General features: G+C 48.0%; 14 protein-coding genes. 7 read left to right on the top strand and 7 right to left on the bottom strand.

The window, feature by feature from the left end; translation table 11 throughout:
• Positions 1 to 139 precede the first annotated feature (139 nt).
• Positions 140 to 904 (top strand): MBL fold metallo-hydrolase, encoded by a 765-nt coding sequence (locus QUA10_RS08895; RefSeq protein WP_333082419.1) that lies wholly within the window; start codon positions 140 to 142, stop codon positions 902 to 904.
• Between the two features lie 63 nt (positions 905 to 967).
• Here the strand turns inward: QUA10_RS08895 and ftsZ are convergent, their stop codons facing one another.
• Together ftsZ and QUA10_RS08885 are read right to left on the bottom strand one after the other, a co-directional pair.
• Positions 968 to 2,242 (bottom strand): cell division protein FtsZ, encoded by a 1,275-nt coding sequence (ftsZ, locus tag QUA10_RS08890; protein WP_333082420.1) that lies wholly within the window; start codon positions 2,240 to 2,242, stop codon positions 968 to 970.
• Between the two features lie 370 nt (positions 2,243 to 2,612).
• Complete coding sequence (locus QUA10_RS08885) at positions 2,613 to 3,515, bottom strand: FtsQ-type POTRA domain-containing protein (RefSeq protein ID WP_333082422.1); 903 nt, start codon at positions 3,513 to 3,515, stop codon at positions 2,613 to 2,615.
• A gap of 336 nt (positions 3,516 to 3,851) precedes the next feature.
• Between QUA10_RS08885 and QUA10_RS08880 the strand changes: the two genes are divergently transcribed.
• The 4 genes from QUA10_RS08880 to QUA10_RS08865 all read left to right on the top strand — a co-directional run bounded on the left by QUA10_RS08880 (position 3,852) and on the right by QUA10_RS08865 (position 13,146).
• Positions 3,852 to 5,183: a P-loop NTPase fold protein gene (locus QUA10_RS08880; RefSeq protein ID WP_333082423.1), complete on the top strand. Its 1,332-nt coding sequence runs from the start codon at positions 3,852 to 3,854 to the stop codon at positions 5,181 to 5,183.
• 682 nt (positions 5,184 to 5,865) lie between these two features.
• Positions 5,866 to 11,340, top strand: a complete 5,475-nt coding sequence (locus tag QUA10_RS08875) for a WD40 domain-containing protein (protein WP_333082424.1) — start codon at positions 5,866 to 5,868, stop codon at positions 11,338 to 11,340.
• 247 nt (positions 11,341 to 11,587) lie between these two features.
• The gene (locus QUA10_RS08870; RefSeq protein WP_333082425.1) at positions 11,588 to 12,394 is read left to right on the top strand and encodes a TPM domain-containing protein; all 807 of its coding nucleotides are present in this window, start codon (positions 11,588 to 11,590) and stop codon (positions 12,392 to 12,394) included.
• A gap of 128 nt (positions 12,395 to 12,522) precedes the next feature.
• Entirely contained in the window at positions 12,523 to 13,146 is a 624-nt protein-coding gene (locus QUA10_RS08865; RefSeq protein ID WP_015179019.1) for a precorrin-8X methylmutase, read from the top strand.
• A gap of 18 nt (positions 13,147 to 13,164) precedes the next feature.
• Here the strand turns inward: QUA10_RS08865 and QUA10_RS08860 are convergent, their stop codons facing one another.
• From QUA10_RS08860 to dapB, 4 genes are all read right to left on the bottom strand, one after another.
• The gene (locus QUA10_RS08860; RefSeq protein WP_333082426.1) at positions 13,165 to 13,497 is read right to left on the bottom strand and encodes a DUF2442 domain-containing protein; all 333 of its coding nucleotides are present in this window, start codon (positions 13,495 to 13,497) and stop codon (positions 13,165 to 13,167) included.
• The gene (locus QUA10_RS08855) at positions 13,478 to 13,696 is read right to left on the bottom strand and encodes a DUF4160 domain-containing protein (RefSeq protein ID WP_333082427.1); all 219 of its coding nucleotides are present in this window, start codon (positions 13,694 to 13,696) and stop codon (positions 13,478 to 13,480) included. Before QUA10_RS08855 ends, QUA10_RS08860 begins: the two co-directional genes overlap by 20 nt.
• 90 nt (positions 13,697 to 13,786) lie before the next feature.
• On the bottom strand, positions 13,787 to 14,497 hold the full coding sequence (locus tag QUA10_RS08850) for a phosphate ABC transporter permease (RefSeq protein WP_333082428.1): 711 nt from the start codon (positions 14,495 to 14,497) through the stop codon (positions 13,787 to 13,789).
• A gap of 108 nt (positions 14,498 to 14,605) precedes the next feature.
• Entirely contained in the window at positions 14,606 to 15,433 is an 828-nt protein-coding gene (gene dapB, locus QUA10_RS08845; protein ID WP_333082429.1) for a 4-hydroxy-tetrahydrodipicolinate reductase, read from the bottom strand.
• Between the two features lie 299 nt (positions 15,434 to 15,732).
• On the opposite strand from dapB, the gene QUA10_RS08840 reads away from it, so the two are divergent.
• Positions 15,733 to 18,255: an EAL domain-containing protein gene (locus QUA10_RS08840; protein ID WP_333082430.1), complete on the top strand. Its 2,523-nt coding sequence runs from the start codon at positions 15,733 to 15,735 to the stop codon at positions 18,253 to 18,255.
• Between the two features lie 116 nt (positions 18,256 to 18,371).
• Complete coding sequence (locus tag QUA10_RS29085; RefSeq protein ID WP_445243569.1) at positions 18,372 to 18,506, top strand: DUF6883 domain-containing protein; 135 nt, start codon at positions 18,372 to 18,374, stop codon at positions 18,504 to 18,506.
• Between the two features lie 102 nt (positions 18,507 to 18,608).
• Here QUA10_RS29085 and QUA10_RS08835 read toward each other — a convergent pair whose 3' ends face one another.
• Entirely contained in the window at positions 18,609 to 20,405 is a 1,797-nt protein-coding gene (locus QUA10_RS08835; protein ID WP_333082431.1) for a pseudouridine synthase, read from the bottom strand.
• Between the last annotated feature and the right edge of the window lie 180 nt (positions 20,406 to 20,585).

The raw sequence follows: 20,585 nt of genomic DNA, 5'->3' as shown, positions 1-20,585 counted from the left end.
GCAGATAAACGCAAACAAACGCAGATAAATCCCATCATATCCGCGTTCATCAGCGCTCATCCGCCCTCATCTGCGGTTAAAATGTCCCCACAAAATTAGCTATGATTAAAACAAATGTAAAGAATTATTGCAAACAACAGTGAAAATAACTCGAATCGACCTCAACTCTTGGATCTTCCACATCGCAGGCCAAACCATCCTCGTCGATCCCTGGCTAATCGATCCGCTCGTATTTTACGGTCAACCCTGGTTGTTCACCGCCTACCACAACACCCCCGTCGCCTTTACTCCCAGTACCTTACCGCCGATCGACCTCATCCTGATTTCCCAAGGATTAGACGACCACTGCCACAGACCAACACTCGAAAAGCTCGATCGCACAATTCCCGCGATCGCCTCACCCACCGCCGCCAAAGTCCTCAGCAGTTTAGGCTACACCAATATCACATCTTTAGCAAATTGGCAAGAATTTAATTATCAAGAAAAGTTACAAATTACTGCCGTACCCGGAGCCGAAATCCAGCCGGGACAAGAAGAAAACGGCTATTTGCTTAAAGATTTAAGCAGCGGCGAGACACTTTATTACGAACCGCACCTGCCACCATTAGAAAAAGTCAAACAGAAAATAGACACAGTAGACGTAGCCATCGCCCCAGTCATCGGTCAAATCTTCCCATTTCTCGGACAAGTCATCATCGGCCCTTCGGAAGCCCTCAACCTCGCCCAAACACTCAAACCTCGGTTTTTCCTGCCTACAGCGGCGGGAGACATCCGAGCCACAGGCATTTTACCAAAGTTAGTGCGATCGATCGGCAGCATCCCCGAATTTCGCGATTTGCTAGCAAAATCGGGACTCTCCACCCAACTCCTCGAACCCGAACCAGGCCAAACCCTAGAAATTTGAGATTTGAGATTTGAGATTTGAGATTTGAGATTTAATCCGCCATCCAAAATCCCAAATCCAAATTTATCTAGGCGGGCGACGGTTACGCAAAAACTCAGGAATATCCAATCCCAAATCCTGCGGCGGTTTCGCTTTCGGATCTGGTGTCTGTTGAGCAGGAGTCACCGGCACAGTTGCAGCCCGCCAAGGAGCATTAACATTTTGCGTGCGCCCCGGAGTCGGAGGCGGGGAAACTTCCCCGGAAAAACCAGTAGCGATCACAGTAATCTTAATTTCGCCCTGAAGCCGCTCGTCAATCACCGCTCCAAAAATAATATTGGCATTCGGATCGACAACCTCGTAAATCGTCTCAGCCGCCGCATTCACCTCGTGCAGCGTCATGTCCGTACCGCCAGTGATGTTAAACACCACACCTCTAGCGCCCTCAATAGACGAAGCTTCCAGCAGAGGCGAAGAAATAGCCTGCATCGCAGCCTCCCTAGCCCGCGACTTGCCAGAACCCACGCCGATGCCCATCAAAGCCGAGCCCGCATCAGCCATTACTGCCCGCACGTCAGCAAAGTCAACATTCACTAAACCGGGAATAGTAATAATGTCAGAAATACCCTGAACCCCTTGGCGCAGGATATCATCAGCAACTCGAAAAGCCTCTTGTACCGGCATTTGTTCGGAAATCACAGACAGCAACTTGTCGTTAGGAATTACGATCAGCGTATCCACCCGGGTTTGCAAAGCCGCAATCCCTTCTTCAGCTTGGCTGGTGCGCCGCCGTCCCTCAAACGTAAAAGGCCGCGTCACTATGCCCACAGTCAAGGCGCCCATTTCCTTAGCCACCTCAGCCACGATCGGAGCCGCGCCTGTACCCGTACCGCCACCCATGCCGGCTGTGATAAACACCAAATCCGCATGATTCAAAGCATTAGCAACCTCGTCGCGAGATTCCTCCGCAGCCTTTTGACCGATCGCCGGATTGCCCCCCGCGCCCAAACCGCGCGTCAACTTCTGTCCGACTTGCAAGCGTTTCGGAGCATTTGAGAGAACCAGAGCTTGGGAATCTGTATTCACGCACCAAAACTCGACACCAGAAACCTCGCTGGCAATCATCCGGTTAACGGCGTTGCCCCCACCGCCGCCGACGCCAATTACTTTGATTTTGGCAGCACTGCTGGGCATTATGTCTTTGGGATTGACCATAGGATCGATATCAATACTATCTACATTTACATAACCAGACTTGCGTCTAAAGGGATTGGCGGAATCTGCAGCCACCGGAAAATTTTTTACTTCTTCCGAAGGGGGACTGTCTTGGTCAGACCCCTGTCTATTATTAAGCTTCATTAGAGTCGGGGATAGTAGATTACAGCTTTTTAACTAAACGCCAATTCACAATCAACTATAGGCTAAGTTGCGCGAAAAACTAACACTGGTCGATGCTTAATGTTAGCAATCTCGGATTTGGCCGACCTCGCTAGCCCAGACCTCGCTTGACGCCATCCAGGTACTTGACCGGATTAAGGCAGTTGTAAGCAAGGCAGAGGGAAAAAAAATGGATACTAGCCTCAGAGGCATCGGGATGGAAAGAAAAATCAGATTTTTTTTCCCGACTCGATATCAAAAAACAGTCCTTATTTCCAGCGCTGCGTATTGATCCTGATGGCTAAAAATTCTGCCGTCCGATCGATACCTTCTACCTTTTGTTGACAGAGGATCAATTTCGGGCGCGAGTGGGTGCCGGAGTTGAACTCTCCAAACTGCCGGGTAGTTCGGGCAAATGGACGATCGGCGAAGCAGGATTTTTCAAGTCAATGTAGGCTATTTTGCTTGAATCTAGCTGTTTTGGCAATTGTCGCATTCTGTCTAAAACCTTAAGTTGCTCCCCAGTCCTGGAACTGTACGGCCCTAAGTGTACGGTACCGATCTCTGTTTTCAAGATCAAGTTGTTCGGGTTTTGCCAATTAATCTCAAACACTTTCACCGTCAAGCCGCTGAGTCCTTGGTAAAACTGCGGCCAAGAGGCGCGATACTGTTCCAAAGGCCCGATGACTTTTAAAGTGGGCAAAGAACGCTGAGGCTGCGTTCCCGGAATGCTGCCGGGCCCGATCGAATTATTCTGCGATCGTACAGCAGTATAACTATCCGACGGCATCCAACCTCCGCGAGCGTCCAGCCACCCCACTTTTTCCTTCTCACTGTTCGATCTCAACACCGCCGTCGGCTGCGCCACGGCCACCGGCAGGCGTTCTGCCACTTCTATAGTCAAACTCGGCGGAAACAAGTTACGAGTCACCTTCGCTTTGGCGATGGGCCCCGTTGACTCCAGCTTTTCGGCCAGGGCCTGCGGTTGAATCCCCCACAGCGACTGCGGGTAAGACAGCGGCACCAAAGACCGCACCGCCTTATCCGACAGCCACTGATTGCCCTCCACCTTCACTTGTTCCGATCGGGCAATCAACCAAGCCGGCTGAGCAATCCACCACAGCAAACCTCCAGCGATTGCGCTCGCTGCTAGCATTTGCCACACAACAGCCGCCAATCGAGCGCGCCTCTGCTGCCGCAACTTTTGGCGCCTGCGCCCTAACTCTGTTTGAGAAACCGCTCCAAAACTAGCCATCTACGTCTTGACAATATAGGAATTAAGGATTAGTACAAATTCAAAACTGTTTAATCTCTCTCTTGAACCCTGTTTTCCCCTACCATTTAACCAGATCCCCGCAAATTTACCCATACTCCTGCTAATATCAGTAATATCACTGATCCCGCTAAGTAATAAAAAATTATTAATTAAAAATTCCAAATTCCAGCGCCGGGAAAACCCCTTGCCAGATCAAGGTTCTTTGGGTATTTAGGGCATTACCCCACAGGGCAAAAGGTTACAAATCAAACTAAACTCAACTAAAGAAAGTTTAGACTTTCGATTAACTTTTCTAACTTTTATTCGGCTTCCATTGTGATCGCACTCGAATTAGACAGATTCTATAAAGCCTGCAACCCCAGCAAGACCCTTGTTGCGGGAGACCCAGGGGATTATCAATACTACATTGATTTTGGTTCCGTGCGTGGCGGCAAAATCATTGAATCTTTACAGCGAACCATTACCCGCATCTCCCCCAACGAGCCAACCTGTCAGCTATTTACAGGACATATCGGCTGTGGCAAATCTACGGAATTGTTTCGGCTGAAAGCTGAGCTAGAGCAAGAGGGTTTTTGCGTCGTCTACTTCGAGTCTTCCCAAGACTTAGACATGGGTGATGTAGATATCAGCGATATTTTGCTGAGCATTGCGCGCCAAGTCAGCGAAACTATGGAATCGGCTAAAATCAAACTCAGACCGAGCTATTTCACCAATCTGTTTGCAGAAGTGGCAGAATTTTTGCAGACTCCCATAGATTTGTCAGCGGAAGCCGAGTTATCTGTAGGCATTGCTAGAGTGACTGCTAAAACTAAAGACTCTCCCAAACTGCGATCGCAACTCAGGCAATATCTCGAACCCCGCACCAACAGCATTTTGCAGTCCATCAACGAAGAACTCCTCAACAAAGCTAACGCTGAACTTAAGCAGCAAGGCAAAAAAGGACTCGCAGTCATCGTTGACAACCTCGATCGCCTCGACGCATCCCTCAAGCCCAGCGGACGCACCCAGCCAGAATACTTGTTTTTAGACCGCGGCGAACAGTTGAAAAAACTCAATTGCCACGTCGTCTACACGATTCCCCTGACTTTGATTTTTTCCAACGACTTCGGCCGCCTCGCCAGTCGATTTGGAGTCAAACCCAAGGTGATGCCGATGGTACCGGTGCAAATGCGATCGGGCGAAGACCACATTGAAGGAATGGCACTCCTGCGGCAGCTAGTATTAGCTAGAGCTTTCCCGAAAGTTGCTCCCGATCAACGCATTGATTTGATTTCCCAGGTGTTTGACTCTCCCGAAACTTTAGATCGGCTTTGTCGGATTAGTGGCGGTCACGTTCGCAATCTACTGATGCTTTTGTATAGCTGTTTGCAGCACGAAGACCCTCCCTTCTCTCGCGAATGCCTCGAAAGCGTCATTCAAGAATATCGCGATGACCTTTTGGGAGCTATCAATGACCTAGAATGGGAATTGCTGTTTCAAGTCGTCAAGCGACAAAGTGTAACCGGCGAAGAAGAGTCTCAAATCTTGTTGCGAAGTATGTTTGTCTTTGAATACCGCGATCAAGAAGGTCGTTGGTTTGGGATTAATCCAGCCCTAGCAGAAACCAGAAAATATAAGGAGTGGCTGCAGCGCACTGAAGCAAAATAGTTGGGGTTTTTGAGATAGCTTCGTGACTCTAAGCACCCTTAACCACCAGGGAATTAGAAAGTATTTAACTGAAAATTCATCGCTCACAACTCCGAAATCTTACAATTTAATAAAGAAATCAGTCAGCGGTTTTTGCCACTGGCTGATTTCTGTTGAATGCTGGCTATAGGCGGTGAATGTTATTGTCTTGTACAACTTTGCCGCCACTAAGGACTTTCCCCACTCTCAACTCTCATATCTGCAATATCATACCCCCTATTTCTGTTTTTACCTGTTGCTCTTAATTTCACATAATCCCATCCCGGACGACATTTTTTTTGCGGTTGTGTTAAATGCCTGCTACAGATATATCGGAGTTGTTTACTAATAGCTAGCCGTCGGTATGATCGTGAACTTAGCAGTTGACTATTTATGATCTGTAGTTTTTTATGTATAGCTGAATAAAAACATCTAAGATAACCTTAAATTTTTATTGGGAAGTCTAGCATTCTCTGAGATTGAGAGGTATGATATCTTTACATTGGATCTAATAACTATGTAAGTATTGATAGAACAAGTAGGAGAAACTACGTATTTATACAGAGGTAAAGCGCCAGACAGAGACGGCGCTGTCTAAGTAGATACGCTTTCAGTCACGATTGGCGAGCGTTAGGTAATTGATTAATGCAAAAGAGGTGCACGCATGACCGATCTAATTAAGGTACAAGAAACTGCAAACTACAACGAGCGATCGCTCAAAACTCTGGTCAGGTCAATCACAATGTCTCAACACCAATTCTCGCTAATTTTGGTGCGCTGCAACTACGAGCAGTTGCGCCAGCAAATAGCGCAGCGGCTGCGAGAAGTGTCCCCAGTTCCAATTCAAGATCTCGTCCTGCCAGCTTCAGTCAAAACCCTTTACACTACTCTGCAGGCAAGCACTTTCCAAGAGGGGTACTCGCCTGTGGTTTCTGCCTCGGCTTTGATGGTATTTGGTTTAGAAACAGTAGTAGCGATCGACGAACTGATGGCTTCTACCAATCAAGTGCGAGACGAATTTCGCAAAAATTTTTCCTGCCCAGTGATTTTGTGGGTAACAGATGACATCGTGACCAAAATGATTCGTCTGGCCCCGGATTTCAAAAGTTGGGCCGCCGCCACAATTAAATTTGAAATGGGCGTTGACGAATTAATTAATTTTCTCGCTAGGCGGGCCGATACTATATTTAAAATAGGCGAACTCAATCAAGAACTCGCCAGTAGCAACGTCAGCACCATCGCTAATTGTGAGACCTGCGAAACCCCGTCCGAAAAAAGCGACATCGATCGCGAAATCAGCCCTGGAGAACGCTTTCTAACTTTTAACTCACGGCCACAAAACCGACGACAATCAGATGTCCACTCCTATTCGCCATTGAGTCCGGGCAATACCTTCGATTTGGCGATCGGCTCTTTGCCACGCCGAGAACTAGAATTAGCTTTAAGAGATTTACAAAATCGCGGTGAAGAATTAGAACCCGCCCTCAAAGCCAGCCTGCAATTCGTTCTCGGTCGAGATTACTATGTCAGCGACCAAACCGAAACTGCCTTAATTCACTACCAAGAAAGTTTAGTATTTTGGCAGCAGAAAACGGGCAACTGGGAACTAGCAAACTTGGAACATTCCGAAAACCCAGAAACCTTCTCCTCCTTGTCGAATCCTGTCCCCAAAATTTTATTTTTAGAGAGAGAAGGCATAGTGCTGTTTCACATAGCCCTGTGTCACCGCTTACAAGCAGCCAGAAACCCGGTAGCCAACCGCCAGCACTGGGAACAAGCGTGGATTAGCTTGGAAAAATCTAGAAACGCTTTCTCCCTTGCCTCACGCCCGGAATTGGTAGCTGAGGTGACAGCACACCTCGGAGAAGTGCTGCAGCGCCTAAAAGCTTGGGGAGAGTTGCAAGCATTAGCGGAAAATTCTTTGCAGTTGCACTTCACTTACGGTACCCCCAGCCAACTAGCTCAAGATTACGGCTTTTTGGCTGAAGTTGCCCTGCAAGAGTCGAGGTGGAGTCAAGCCCGCCAGCTAGCCGAGTTGGCTTTGGCGATTTTGGATCAAACGCCTAATGATTTGAGATTGCTGATTGAAGATTTGAGATTGGGGTTTGAGGGAAATTATCCAGAAATTGTGGGTTCTAACGAGTTAAGTAACGAACCCAAATCTAAAATCCAACATCCCAAATCCGACAGGAGTTCGTATCTTTTACTTTTAGCCCGAAGTTTGCGACAGCTAGGGCAGTGGGAAGCGGCGGTTCATTCTTTGGAGTTGGCTCAATCTCAAAGCGAGCCGAAGTACGACCCCCGACTTTACATCGATATTTTGACGGAATTGCAAGCGGTTTATTTCGAGCAGGGAGAGTATCTTAAAGCGTTTCGGATTAAAAAAACCCAGCGTTCGATCGAATATCAATACGGATTTAGAGCTTTTATCGGAGCCAGCCAATTGCAGCAGCAGCGCCAAGCGGTCAATCCTTCAGGCCCCTCAGCTCAAAACCAAGCTGCCATCGCAGCCTCCATGACAGCTTACTCGCGGCAAACAGATATCAATAGCTTGCTAGAAAGAATTAGCAGGGACGACCATAAATTAACTATTATTCACGGGCCCAGCGGAGTCGGGAAAAGTTCTCTAGTCAATGCCGGCTTAGTACCAGCTTTGAAAAATATTACTCCGGGCGCGCGGGATACATTGCCCGTAGTAGTCAAAGTTTACACCGACTGGCTGGTGGAGTTAGAAAATGCTTTGAACAGCGCACTGTACGACAAACAAGCCGAAGAGGAAAGTAAATTAATCTCAAAAGGACTACAGGAAATCCACAAAAGAAGTTGCTCGGTTATTCCTGCTCGCAGCTCGGAAGTCTCTTCTTTTATTATAGAGCAGTTGCGCGAAAATGCCACAAATAATTTGTTGACTGTGCTGATTTTCGATCAATTTGAAGAGTTTTTCTTTGTTTCGACTTCAGTGGCACAAAGACAACTTTTTTATAATTTTTTGCGTTTGTTTTTGAATTTGCCTTATGTCAAGATAATTCTGTGCTTGCGGGAAGATTATTTGCACTACTTACTAGATTGCGATCGCTTCCCAAATCTTGACGCTATTAACAATAATATTCTCGACAAAAGTATCCGCTACCAACTGCGGAGTTTTTCTATCAAAGACGCGCGGGCTGTCATCGGACACTTAACAGAACGGGCGGAATTTTATTTAGAGCCGGCACTGATCGATGCCTTCGTAGAAGATTTAGCAGACGAACTGCAAGAAGTGCGACCGATCGAATTGCAAGTAGTAGGAGCGCAACTGCAAGAAGAAGGTATTACCAGTCTAGCACAATACCAGCAGTTGGGGGACAATCCCAAAGCGGAATTAGTGAAAAGATCGCTCGAAAGAGTGATCTCTGACTGTGGGCCCGTTAACGAAGATGCAGCGTGGAAAATCTTGTTTTCCCTGACAGATGAAAGAGGCGTTCGCCTGATAAAAACCAAACACGAACTCTCGTTAGTTACAGGTCAGCAGCCAGCCGATGCCCGCGAAACCGAATTATCGGCGCTCAGCAGAAACAGAATTTCCCTACAGCGACAGTTCGCCAAAGACCCTGAAAGCCGACCCAATAAAACCGACAACCTCGACTTAATTTTAGACATTTTAGTTGGTCACGGTTTGCTATTTCTGCTACGGGAAGCGCCCGAAGACCGCTATCAATTGGTACACGACTATTTAGTGCGACCGATCCGTCAAAGATTCGGCTTAGAAGCCAGACTGCACAAAGCAGAAGCAGACAAAAAAATGAGTCAAGCACAGCTCTACCGAGCCAATACTTTTCTCAAACAACTGCTGGGAGTAGCAGTGATAGGCGTCATGCTGCTCACCAGTTCTACCATCGCCGCCGTAAATTTTTGGTGGCGGGCTGTGGGTCAAAAACAGCTAGCTGTCGCTCAAACTCAGCGAGCCGAAATCAGTACCCTGACAGCAGCTTCTGAAGCACTTTATTTCTCAAACAACAAATTTGACGCCATGATGGAAAGTTTGAGAGCTGGTAAAAAGTGGAAACAGATCGAACACTCCCAACAAATGTATACTCTCAAAGACACCGAAATTCTGATTTCTGCTGCCCTCCAGCAGGCAGTTTATGGAGTCAAAGAACGCAACCGCTTGGAAGGACATGGCGATGTAGTTTGGGGTCTTAGCTTCAGTCCAGACGGCGAAACAATAGCTTCTTCCAGTGTAGATAAAACCGTCAAACTTTGGCGGCGCGACGGCAGTTTGTTGGCAACTTTCAAAGGCCATACTAACAGTGTCTCCTGTGTGGCGTTCAGTCCCGACAACAAAACCATAGCCTCGGCAAGTTTAGATAAAACTGTCAAAATTTGGGAAACTGACGGCAGTTTGCTGGCAACTTTCAAAGGGCATACTAACAGCGTTACCAGCGTTGCTTTTAGCCCTGACGGTCAAACGATCGCCAGTGGCTCTACAGATAAAACTATCAAACTTTGGAAAACCGACGGCACGCTGTTGAGAACGATCGAACAATTTGCTCCCGTAAATTGGCTAAGCTTCAGTCGCGACGGCAAAATAATCGCTGTGGCGAGCGATGACGGTACTGTGAAACTGTGGAGTTCTGACGGCCGGTTAATCGCTAATTTATGGCACAGCGAAAACAGACAACCCTCGAAAATTTACACCGTCAGTTTCTCCCCCGATGGTGAAACGATCGCCAGTGCGGGTGAAGATAAAACTGTGAAAATCTGGAGCATCGCTGCACTCAAACACCCACCAACAGAAAATTCAACACCAGCTAAAAAAGGTGAACTGCTAACAACTTTGCGGGGGCACAGCAAGTGGGTATTTGGTGTCAGTTTCTCCCCCGACGGTCAAACACTTGCTTCGGGAAGTGCAGACGGGACTGTCAAACTCTGGAGTCTTGCTGGTGTTGGCGACAAACGCCCAACTGATGCTAGCAACATTAAACCAGAGAGTCGCTTACTGAGAACTTTTGAGGGACACGCCGATCGAGTTACTCAGGTGAGTTTTAGCCCCGAAGGCAAAACCTTGGCTTCGGCAAGTTTTGACAAAACTATCAGGCTGTGGCGACTTGATGACGTGCCGCTCAAAACCCTCGACGGACACCAAAACCGGGTGCAAGGCGTTACTTTTAGCCCCGACGGCCAAAGGCTGGCTTCTGCTTCTACGGACAAAACTATCAAACTCTGGAGTCGCACGGGAGTTTTGCTAGAAACCTTGGAAGGACACACTCAGAGAGTCGCCAGCGTCAGTTTCAGCCCCGACGGCCAGCTACTTGCTTCTGGGAGTTACGACAAAACGGTGAAAGTCTGGAGTTTGACAGAAGATGGCATGAATAATATTCTGCCTTGTCCTTCGGCTCCGCTATTTCCGTGTTCGCCTTCTGTGCTGTTCACTCTCGACGCCCACGCCGATAGCGTGATGAGCGTGAGTTTTAGCCCTAGCAGCCAGATACTCGCTTCGGGGAGCAAGGATAAGACTGTGAAACTCTGGACTAGAAACGGCAGGCTGATTAAGACTTTGACGGGACACACAGGCTGGGTGACTGGGGTGACTTTCAGTCCCGACGGCTCGATGCTGGCTTCTGCCAGCGATGACGGTACTCTCAAACTCTGGAATCGGGATGGTCGTTTGCTGAGAACTTTTGAAGGAGCTCACAACAGTTTTGTGTTGGGGGTGGCTTTTAGTCCTGATGGCAAAATGCTGGCTTCGGCTGGTTACGACAATTCGGTGAAATTGTGGAAGGTGGACGGGACTTTGGTGGCGACGCTACTGAAGGGTTCTAGCGACAGCGTGACTAGCGTTGGTTTTAGCCCCGATGGTTTGTTGGTTGCTTCGGGCAGTTACGATCATAAGGTGAAGCTGTGGAGTCGCAGCGGGACTTTGCTGAAAACTTTGACGGGTCACAAGGATAGCGTGATGAGCGTGAGTTTTAGCCCGGATGGGAAGGTTCTGGCTTCTGCAGGCCGCGATAATCGGGTGATTTTGTGGAATTTGGATCTTGACGATTTGTTGGTGAGGGGCTGTGACTGGGTGGGAGATTATCTGAGAACTAATCCTAATGTAAGCGATCGCGATCGGCTTCTCTGTGAGGGGGTTGGGGCAAAACCAAATCGATTTTAGATTTTAGATTTTAGATTGGGGGATTCAGTGGATGTTCGATGTTACTCACCCCTTTGAGGATCTCGATCGCTAATTTCTCCCCCCTTCCCCCTCTCCCCCTCCCCCTTTCTCAAAAACTATTTTTTCCTTCCCCTTGCTCTCGGCTTCCTGTAAAGTAAATAATTGTAAAGAAAAATGAGTTTTCTCTTATCCTTTGGTTAAGACCGCCAGCTAGCATTCACAATTAAGACCCGGATTATAAGTTCCTATGTCACAGCTTTTCCCGCGAAAATTTCTAGCATCTGTTGTCGCATTTTGTCTGGCTTTGTCCGTGTGGACGATCGCACCAGCAGCCCACGCTTTCAATAATCCCGATTTGTTGCCGTCAACTCAGACGCCGATCATTGACTTAGCTAAAGCCCTCACAGATATTGAAGAACAAAATTTGGCAAAAAATTTAAAGGCATTTGAAGCCGAAACCGGCTGGAAACTGCGAGTGCTGACTCAGTACGATCGCACGCCCGGTTTGGCTGTCAAAAGTTATTGGGGGCTAGATGACAAGAGTGTGTTGCTAGTTGCTGACCCCCGAGGGGGCAATTTACTCAATTTTAATGTGGGCGACTCGCTGTATCCGCTGCTGCCACGAACTTTTTGGGTGGAACTGCAAACCCGCTACGGTAATCAATTTTTTGTGCGGGACAATGGGGAAGATCGAGCAATTATTGAATCTTTGGAGTCTATAGAAGGCTGTTTGCGTCAGGGCGGATGCCGCGTGGTTCCCGGTTTGCCGAGGGAACAGTGGGTTCTGACGTTAATTACCTCGGTGGTTGGCGGCGTCATCTGCGGGTTTGCAGCTCAACCTCGGAAGCCGGGACAGGTTGTGGCTTGGCAGTGGGCGCTGATTTTTTCGCCGCTGTGGGGCATTCTGTTTTTCGCCTTCGGACTTGGGCCCGTTGTGACTCGGACTTCTGACTGGTTGCCTGTGGTTCGGAATGTGGCCGGTTTTGCGATCGGAGTTTTGGTGGCATTCCTGACTCCGGTGTTGGGCAAATCTTCTTCATCGTCGGAAACTTAGTTGTCAGTTGGCAGTTGCCAGTGAACAGTTATCAGTCAACAGTCATCAGTCAACAGTCAACAGTCAACAAATGACTAAAAGCTGGTAAGCTGATACCTGACAACTCAGAGGCGACAGCTATCCAACAAATGGAATGGCACGTAAGCGATGCCCAGAGTCTGGGATTAATCGATAACGAAATTGGCGACCACGGTTTTTCAGCGGCGGAGTACGAAATAGTCCGCCGCGTGATTTATGCTACTGCTGATTTTGAGTACAAGTCTTTAATTAGTTTTTCCGATCAGGCTTTGCAGGCTGGGGCTGCGGCTTTGGCTGCTCGGACTACGATCGTGGTAGATGTGCCGATGGTGCAGGTGGGCATTACGCCTCTGATCCAGAGTACCTTTGCGAATCCGGTTTACTGTTCGATGGAGGCTTTGACACGCCCCCAAAAGGAAAGGACGCGGGCAGCTTGGGGGATTGAAACTTTGGCAAGACGCTATCCTGAAGGGATTTTTGTGGTGGGCCAGGCTCAAACTGCTTTGTCGGCGATCGTGGATTTGATTGAATCGGAGGAAATTCGACCGGCTTTGGTGATTGGGACTCCTTCTGGGTTTGTGGGGGTTGATGTGGCTAAGTCGCGGCTGCACGATTCGATGATTCCTCACATTCGGATTGAGGGGCGCAAGGGTTCTGCGGTGGTGGCTGTGGCTATTGTTAACGGGCTGGTGGATTTGGCTTGGCAAGCTTATGGGCAAGAGGGAAACAGTTGATGGAGAAGTCAGCAGTCATTAGTCATTAGTTATTAGTAGTTCTGGATTATTTCGATCAGTCTTGCGGTTAATTAACCAACTTTCAAACGATCGTTGACTTTCACTGCTGCGTCGGCCGGCTAGCAAACCTTCAACTCCAATATGTTCGTCTAAATCAACCCATTCAATGGCATAACCATCTCCAAGTAGCTGCCAATTCTGTCTTTCCTCCGGGGAACCGTGCAACAAACGGGGATACCAAGCTAAGGGAACACTCAAACTGCGACCATCAACTAAGTCCACAATTACTTTTTCATCTGTCACCGTGACTTTAATTACGAGGGGTTCTGTTTCAAGTACCAAAGTAGTCATGCCAAGCCTGCAACAATATTTGTTCATATTCCTCTACAAGACGAGCAATCTGGTTTAATTCATGCTCTTTGAAGCCTAGATTTTTTTCTAGAGATACAGGATTCATCCAAAATTGGGTAAGTTGCCGATCGCGCTTAACATGAATGTGGGCGGGTTCGCCTCGATCGGAACTAAAAAAAATGAAACTGTAGGGGCTCACCTAAAAAACCGCAGGCATTAGCCGCTATCTTGTGAATTTTGTCAGAATTTTAACCTGCACTCGCTCTTAAATTTGTGGCTACTATCAATATTAATAATCAGCGGGCGATCGCCTTTTTACATCTCTGCTTTGATTAGTACGATCGCGGTCTTTTTTCCTACCTTTTTTAATTTGCTGGCTCATCTCGACAAACAAATCTCTGCGTAAATAAGGATAGTCGCTCACCCACACGTCACGGCTGGGAATGTAAATATCTGAAACTTTGGCAATTCTGCCCAAATCTTCTTGATTTGACATAATTACCATTAAAGCAGCTTGGCCGGGGGCAATTCCTTGATGATCTTTCCGCAAGGGAGCTCGCAGTGTAGTAGTAAATCCGGTTTTATCGCCGACTTCTAAGTTGATTCGTGGTTCTAGGTTGTCAACTATTACGAGTTGTCCTTTTTGATTGACTGTTTCTTCTTGACTTGTGACTTCATCTGTAATATATATATCCAAAACTCGTCCTTGCCAAAAACCGCAGTATTGATATTTGCGGCATTCTGCATTCCGCAAACTCGCCCACAAAATCGGCCCCCACAGCCAGTACAAACCAGCTATCAATCCGGTAATTAAAACTAGCGGCCCGACATCGGAACCGACGAAATTATAAACTACCAGGAGGAAAACTACGGTGACGGCAGAGATTAACATTCGCCTCAAAAAATCGGGCGGTTTTCCCCAGATATATTTGTATTGCGCTCCCGTGGCGACGGCGGGAATTAGTTCTTGAAAGGTTTCGCGGGTTAAGGGAATTAGCATAATTAGTCAGTTGGCAGTTGGCAGTTGGCGGTTGGCAGTTGGCAGTTGGCAGTTGGCAGTTGGCAGTAGTAACAAATTACCAATTACAAATTACCAATTACCAATTACCTACAAGATTTTTTCCAGACCGTAAACGAGCGATCGCAATTCAATGACTTTGCGTATAGACAGCAAGACTCCGGGCATATAACAAGCGCGATCGCTCGTATCGTGTCGTAAAGTATAAACTTGACCGGCGCCGCCAAAAATTACCTCTTGGTGGGCAATTAAACCGGGTAAACGGATGCTGTGAATGCGAATCCCTTCATCCGCCAGTGAACCTCGAGCTCCGGCTAATTTTTCGGTTTCCTCAACTTCTGGCGGATTGAAAGTTTTTCCCATCTCTGCTAACATTTGGGCAGTTTGAATTGCCGTACCGCTGGGAGCGTCGGCTTTTTGATTGTGGTGCAGCTCGATAATTTCTACGTGTTCAAAATACTGAGATGCCGTGACGGCGGCTTGTTGGAGCAAAACCATGCCGATCGAGAAATTGGGTATAATCAAACACCCTGTGCTCGCTTTATCAGCAAATTCAGCTAAGTTTTCAATTTGCTTGCTGCTCAATCCGGTAGTGCCGACTACGGGGCGAATCCCGTAAGCTATAGCCGATCGCACGTTTTCATAAACTGACGAAGGGTGCGTAAAATCTACCATCACTCCTAACTGCTTTTCCTGAGCTGCTAATACCAGCATTCCTTGCAAGTCGTCAGTGATGGGAACTTCTAACTGGCCGCATCCGGCTACTTCGCCGGCATCGGCGTTGAGGCACGACTGAGAGCGGTCTACAGCCCCAAATAAGGTCATGTCACTAGCATGGGCGATCGCCTTAATTACTTCGCGGCCCATTTTGCCTGCAGCACCGTTAACAATCACCGGAATCGGAAGTTGATTCGCCATAATCTCAAAAATATCCTGAAAGTTTGATCGACTAAATTTTAACGCTTGTGGGAATTTGGGTAAACAAGGAATGAAAGACAGGATTTGTCTGCCAATCTTCCAAAACCCGGTTCCGATTCGAGAAATACTTTGCCAAATCGAGTAATTAGCTTAAAGAAACTCGGTGGCTGCAGAAGTTCTGAAAAAATTACATTCAATCTCATATTAAGCTCAATTCTGTAAGAACAGACTGCAAAGCTAATTTGCACCGACATATTTTTTCTGTGACTGCCAAATTCTCTCGAAATCTTCGATATGTCATGTCTGTCGCAACTGGTCTCAACCTGAGTTCTCAAAACCGACGGGTTAGGATTTTGCCTGCAATGCTTGCGGGCGCGACTGTAACGCTGCTGAATATGGGAGTTCGGCAGTTGGGAGGCCTGCAAAGCCTGGAATTGGGGAGTTTTGACTCGTTAGTGCGCTTGCAGCCAGATTCGGGCCCCGATCCGCGACTGCTGGTAGTGGGAATTTCTGAGGCCGATATTCAAGCTTTGGGGAGATTTCCGATTTCCGACGGTGCGCTCGCTCAAACCTTGGCCAAACTGCAAAAGTATCAGCCAAAAGTCATCGGTTTGGATTTGTACCGCGATTTGCCTCAACCGCCGGGACACGAAGAATTGCTGGTCGCACTGAAAGCACCGAATGTGGTGGCGATCTATAAATTGAGCGATTCAGAAAGTCAGGGAGTGCCTGCGCCTCCGGGGATACCGCCCGATCGGCTCGGTTTTAACGACTTCGTGCTCGATCCTGATGGCGTTGTACGCCGCAATTTGCTTTCAGTCTCGCAACCAGACAAAAAGATTGCTTTATCGTTTTCTGTGCAAGTGGCTTTGCTGTATCTCAAAGACAGAGTACAGCAGAAAAATAGCCCTGTTCATCCCCACCAAATCAATTGGGGAAAGGCAGAATTTGTGCCTTTAACTTCTAACAGCGGCGGGTATGCAAATCTCGATGCCAAAGGCTACCAAATTCTGCTCAAATACCGATCTGGTAAGGAGGTGGCGCGACAAGTCAGTATCAGGCAGGTATTGAAGGGAGAAATTGACCCAAGCTGGGTTAAGGACAAGATTGTGTTGATTGGGACGACGGCACCGAGTACCAGAGATTTATTTTTGACGCCCTACAGCCCGGTTAAAAAGCAAAGTCCGAAAATGCCGGGGGTGTTGCTGCACGCGCAAATGCTCAGCCAAATATTGAGTGCGGTTTTGGATGGGCGATCGCTATTTTGGGTGTGGCCGGAATGGGCGGAAATTTTGTGGAACGGTGCTTGGGCGATGATTGGCGGGGTTGTGGCTTGGCGGATTCAGCATCCTGTGAGGGCGGGATTGGCTGGGGCTGCGGGATTGATGGGACTGTTGGGGATTAGTTATGGGATTTTTACTGGGGGTGGGTGGGTACCGCTGGTGTCGCCGACTTTGGGTTTGGTGGTGACTGGTGTGAGTGTCAGTGCTTACAGGAAGCTTTACGATGCTTTTCACGATTCTCTAACAGGTTTGCCCAACCGGGATTTGTTCGTGGATTGTCTGGGGCGGGCGATCGCCAATAGTAGGGGCCGCCGCAGCTATCTGTTTGCGGTGCTGTTTCTGGATTTAGACAGATTTAAGGTGATTAATGATTCTTTGGGTCATTTGGCGGGGGATGAACTGCTGATGGCGGTGGTGTTGCGGTTGAGGACAAGTATTGGTCGCGCCGATACTGTGGCGCGGGTGGGCGGTGATGATTTTGCGATTTTGGTGAGGAATGTTGATGTTGCTACTGCGGTGGATTTGGCCACTCGAATTCACCAAGCTTTAATTGTGCCTTTTGAGTTGAAGGGGCAGGAGGTGTTTTTGACGGCAAGCATCGGGATTGCGCTGGGGGGCGAACCTGCTGCTACTGTCAGTGAACAGCCGGAACACTTGCTGCGGGACGCCCACACGGCGATGTACCGGGCGAAGGCTTTGGGAACGGGAAGGTATCAGGTGTTTAATGCTTCGATGCACGATTTGGCGGTGGAGAGGTTGCAATTGGAAACTGATTTGCGGATGGCTCTCAAGCGTCAGGAGTTTTTGCTGCATTACCAGCCGTTTGTATCTTTGGCAAGCGGGAAGATTATTGGGTTTGAGGCTTTGGTGCGTTGGCAGCACCCGCTGCGAGGTTTGATTTCGCCGATGAAGTTTATTCCGGTGGCTGAGGAAACGGGGGCAATTGTGCCGCTGGGTGAGTGGGTGTTGGAGGAGGCTTGCCGGCAGTTGGAGCTTTGGGAGGGAATGTTTGGTTTCGATCGAGCTTTGATTATGAGTGTAAATTTGTCGGGAAAGCAGTTTGCCCAGCCAGATTTGGTCGATCGCATTCAGGTGATTTTGGAAACAACGGGTTTGAGTGCCGAGAGTTTGAAGTTGGAGATTACTGAGAGTGTGGTGATGGAGGATGTGGAGTCGGCGATCGCGGTTTTGAAGCAGATGAAAGCGTTAAATGTCAAGTTGGGAATTGATGATTTTGGCACTGGTTATTCGTCGTTGAGTTATTTGAGTCGGTTTCCTACGGATACTTTGAAGGTTGATAAGTCGTTTGTGGGGCGAATGGAGATCGAAAGCGAGGGGGAGAATGTGGCGATCGTGCGGACGATTGTGGCGCTGGCTCATGCTTTGGGTATGGATGTGATTGCTGAGGGTGTGGAGACGGCGGCACAATTAGCTAGGTTGAGGTCGATCGGCTGCGAATATGGTCAGGGTTATTTTTTTGCTAAGCCGTTACCGAGCGAGGCTGCGACTGCTTTGATGGCTTCCGATCCGCAGTGGTAGTTGTGGGTTATTAGTTATTAGTTATTGTACGTTAGAGCTAAAATTGAAAGTCGATCGGGTTCCCCAAGCGTATCTCTAATATCTTAGGTGCTAAAATTACTGCTAGGTAAACAAATATGAACCTGAAAAAAAATGTCAGCCATCTCGTTATCGCTTCTCGAAAATTAACAGAGTATCCTCTTAATTTAGATAACGCTCTCGGTAGCGATAAAGCTGTAATATTTCAGGGTTGTTTAGGATTAAATCAATAAAACTATGATTTACTGTTAGCACAAATTTCAACTAAAACTCTTGAGGCTGAAGCAATTACTTGTTATTCTACAGATATTGATCATTGCCCGATCGCCCTTAGCTCAAAAAGGTGTTTCTGCCTGTAAGTGCAGCTTTTCTCCCAACTGCGGATGCTCAAACGAAAGTTCCCGGGCGTGCAAGTGTAGCCGATTCGCAGCAGCCCGACATCCGTAAAGTCGATCGCCCAAAATCGGTATCCCTAACCCTTGAACATCCGCTGCATGAACCCTCAATTGATGAGTGCGTCCCGTCAGCGGCAAAAACTCGACGCGAGTATGATTTCCCTCTTTCGCCATTACCTGAAAGCGAGTAACACTGGGTTTTCCGCACTCCCAATTGACTTGCTGGTAAGGGCGATTTTCTGGATCGCCCCAAAGTGGGAGAGCGATCGTCCCCGCATCAATTTTTACAGTACCGGAAAGCACCGCTTCATAACCTTTGTGAACCTGCTTTTTTGCAAATTGCTGCCTGAGTTGACTGCTAGTTTCTTTGTCCCACGCCAATAGCAAAATTCCAGATGTTTCCAAATCTAAACGATGCACCACTGTCAAATTAAAACTTTTAGATAAAAAGTTACGCAAACGACTGAAAACACTATCTTGATTTTCAAAAAAACGACCTGGAACTGACAGCAACCCGGAAGGTTTATTGACCGCAATCAACCATTTGTCTTCATAGATAATCGGTAGCATTTGGGTAACGCGCAAGATGCCCGTTCCACAAGAAATATGATGGTTTTTAGGGCTGGCTTCTAGCCCGCCCGCAACGGGCAAGATGCCCGTTCCACAAGAAATATGATGATTTGTGGGCTGGGCTTCTAGCCCGCTCGTCAAACCCTCATTTATATTATTAGAAACAATCGGGTTTTGAGCCAATCCTGACAGCAAAAAACCCATCAACGGCTGACACCGATCGTCACAAGCACCATAAAATTCTCCCTGTATCTTATCCCCCGATGGCCGCCCCCACCAAAACTCAGCCATTGCCAGCGGTTTCAGATTGTGTACTGCCGCGTAGTGAAGCAATTTTGGCGCGCAACAGTCGCCAGTGCCAGTGGGAATAGAATTAGTTGGCATTAATGAGGAGAGCGAGATCGATGTCCCCAAAAAATTCATCAGAGTGTAAGCCGCGTGCATTTGCGTCTGAAGTTCGCGGGAAAGTTCTTTTCGCTGCTGTTTTAACGCCCGCATCCGTTGATCTGCAGCTTCAATTAATTGTTTGAGCGGCTGCAATGTTTCATCCCGGTGCCGTTTCAATTGCCTGCGTTCAATTTTCTCCAAACGGCTTTCTTGATTGAGTTGTTCCAGGGCAATTTCTAGTGTTTCTGCTGCGAGAGTTTGGCACAGTAACTGGCGTTTTTCGTCTCGCTGCTGCTTGTAATTGCGATGCCGATCGCTCAAAACTTGCATTTGCACTTCAAACTCCCGAAACAAGGCTTCATACTCTTGTCGCTGCGGGAGTTGATTCAGTGCAATAAGTTCCTGTTTCATCGCCTCCAATTGAGTTAAGGTGCGGGCTTCATCGAAAGCAACTCGATCTCGTCCCGGAATCGGTGGCACCCACCCATCAACAATGCTGCAACCGTTCAGCATCCCGGAAAATGCTTTGAGTATCCCCTGTTCCCCCGAAGGCATCTCCACCAGTAATATGCCGTACATCTTGCCCTCGCGATCGTAGGCACCGTCAGCCGCCAGGTACTGCATCAAACCCCGCGCGAGGTCCTCCGACATTCGAGTGCGCGGCAGTCTCAGCAGCTCGCCGCTTTGAGGACAACGGCCTTCGTACCAATAATTCGGCTGCGAGTCGATCGACTCCCAATGACAGTCCGTGACATCTAAAAGCGCGTGAAATTCTAACATATTAAATTTGGTTTGAAATCTGAATTACGAGATATCTGCTGGTATCCTGGATGCTTTCGGTCAATCGAAAATCGAAAATCGACTGACCGTATATTACAGGGGTGTACCCAAAGTGGGAGGGGTGCATAATTTTATACCTACTAGAATTAAGTAAAAATGATTGGTCGCACCCAGCCTGAT

The organism is Microcoleus sp. Pol8_D6, assembly GCF_036700965.1.
Taxonomy (GTDB): Bacteria; Cyanobacteriota; Cyanobacteriia; order Cyanobacteriales; family Microcoleaceae; genus Microcoleus.
Note: the sequence above shows the minus strand (reverse complement) of the source record. Positions and strands in the feature narration are given on the sequence as shown.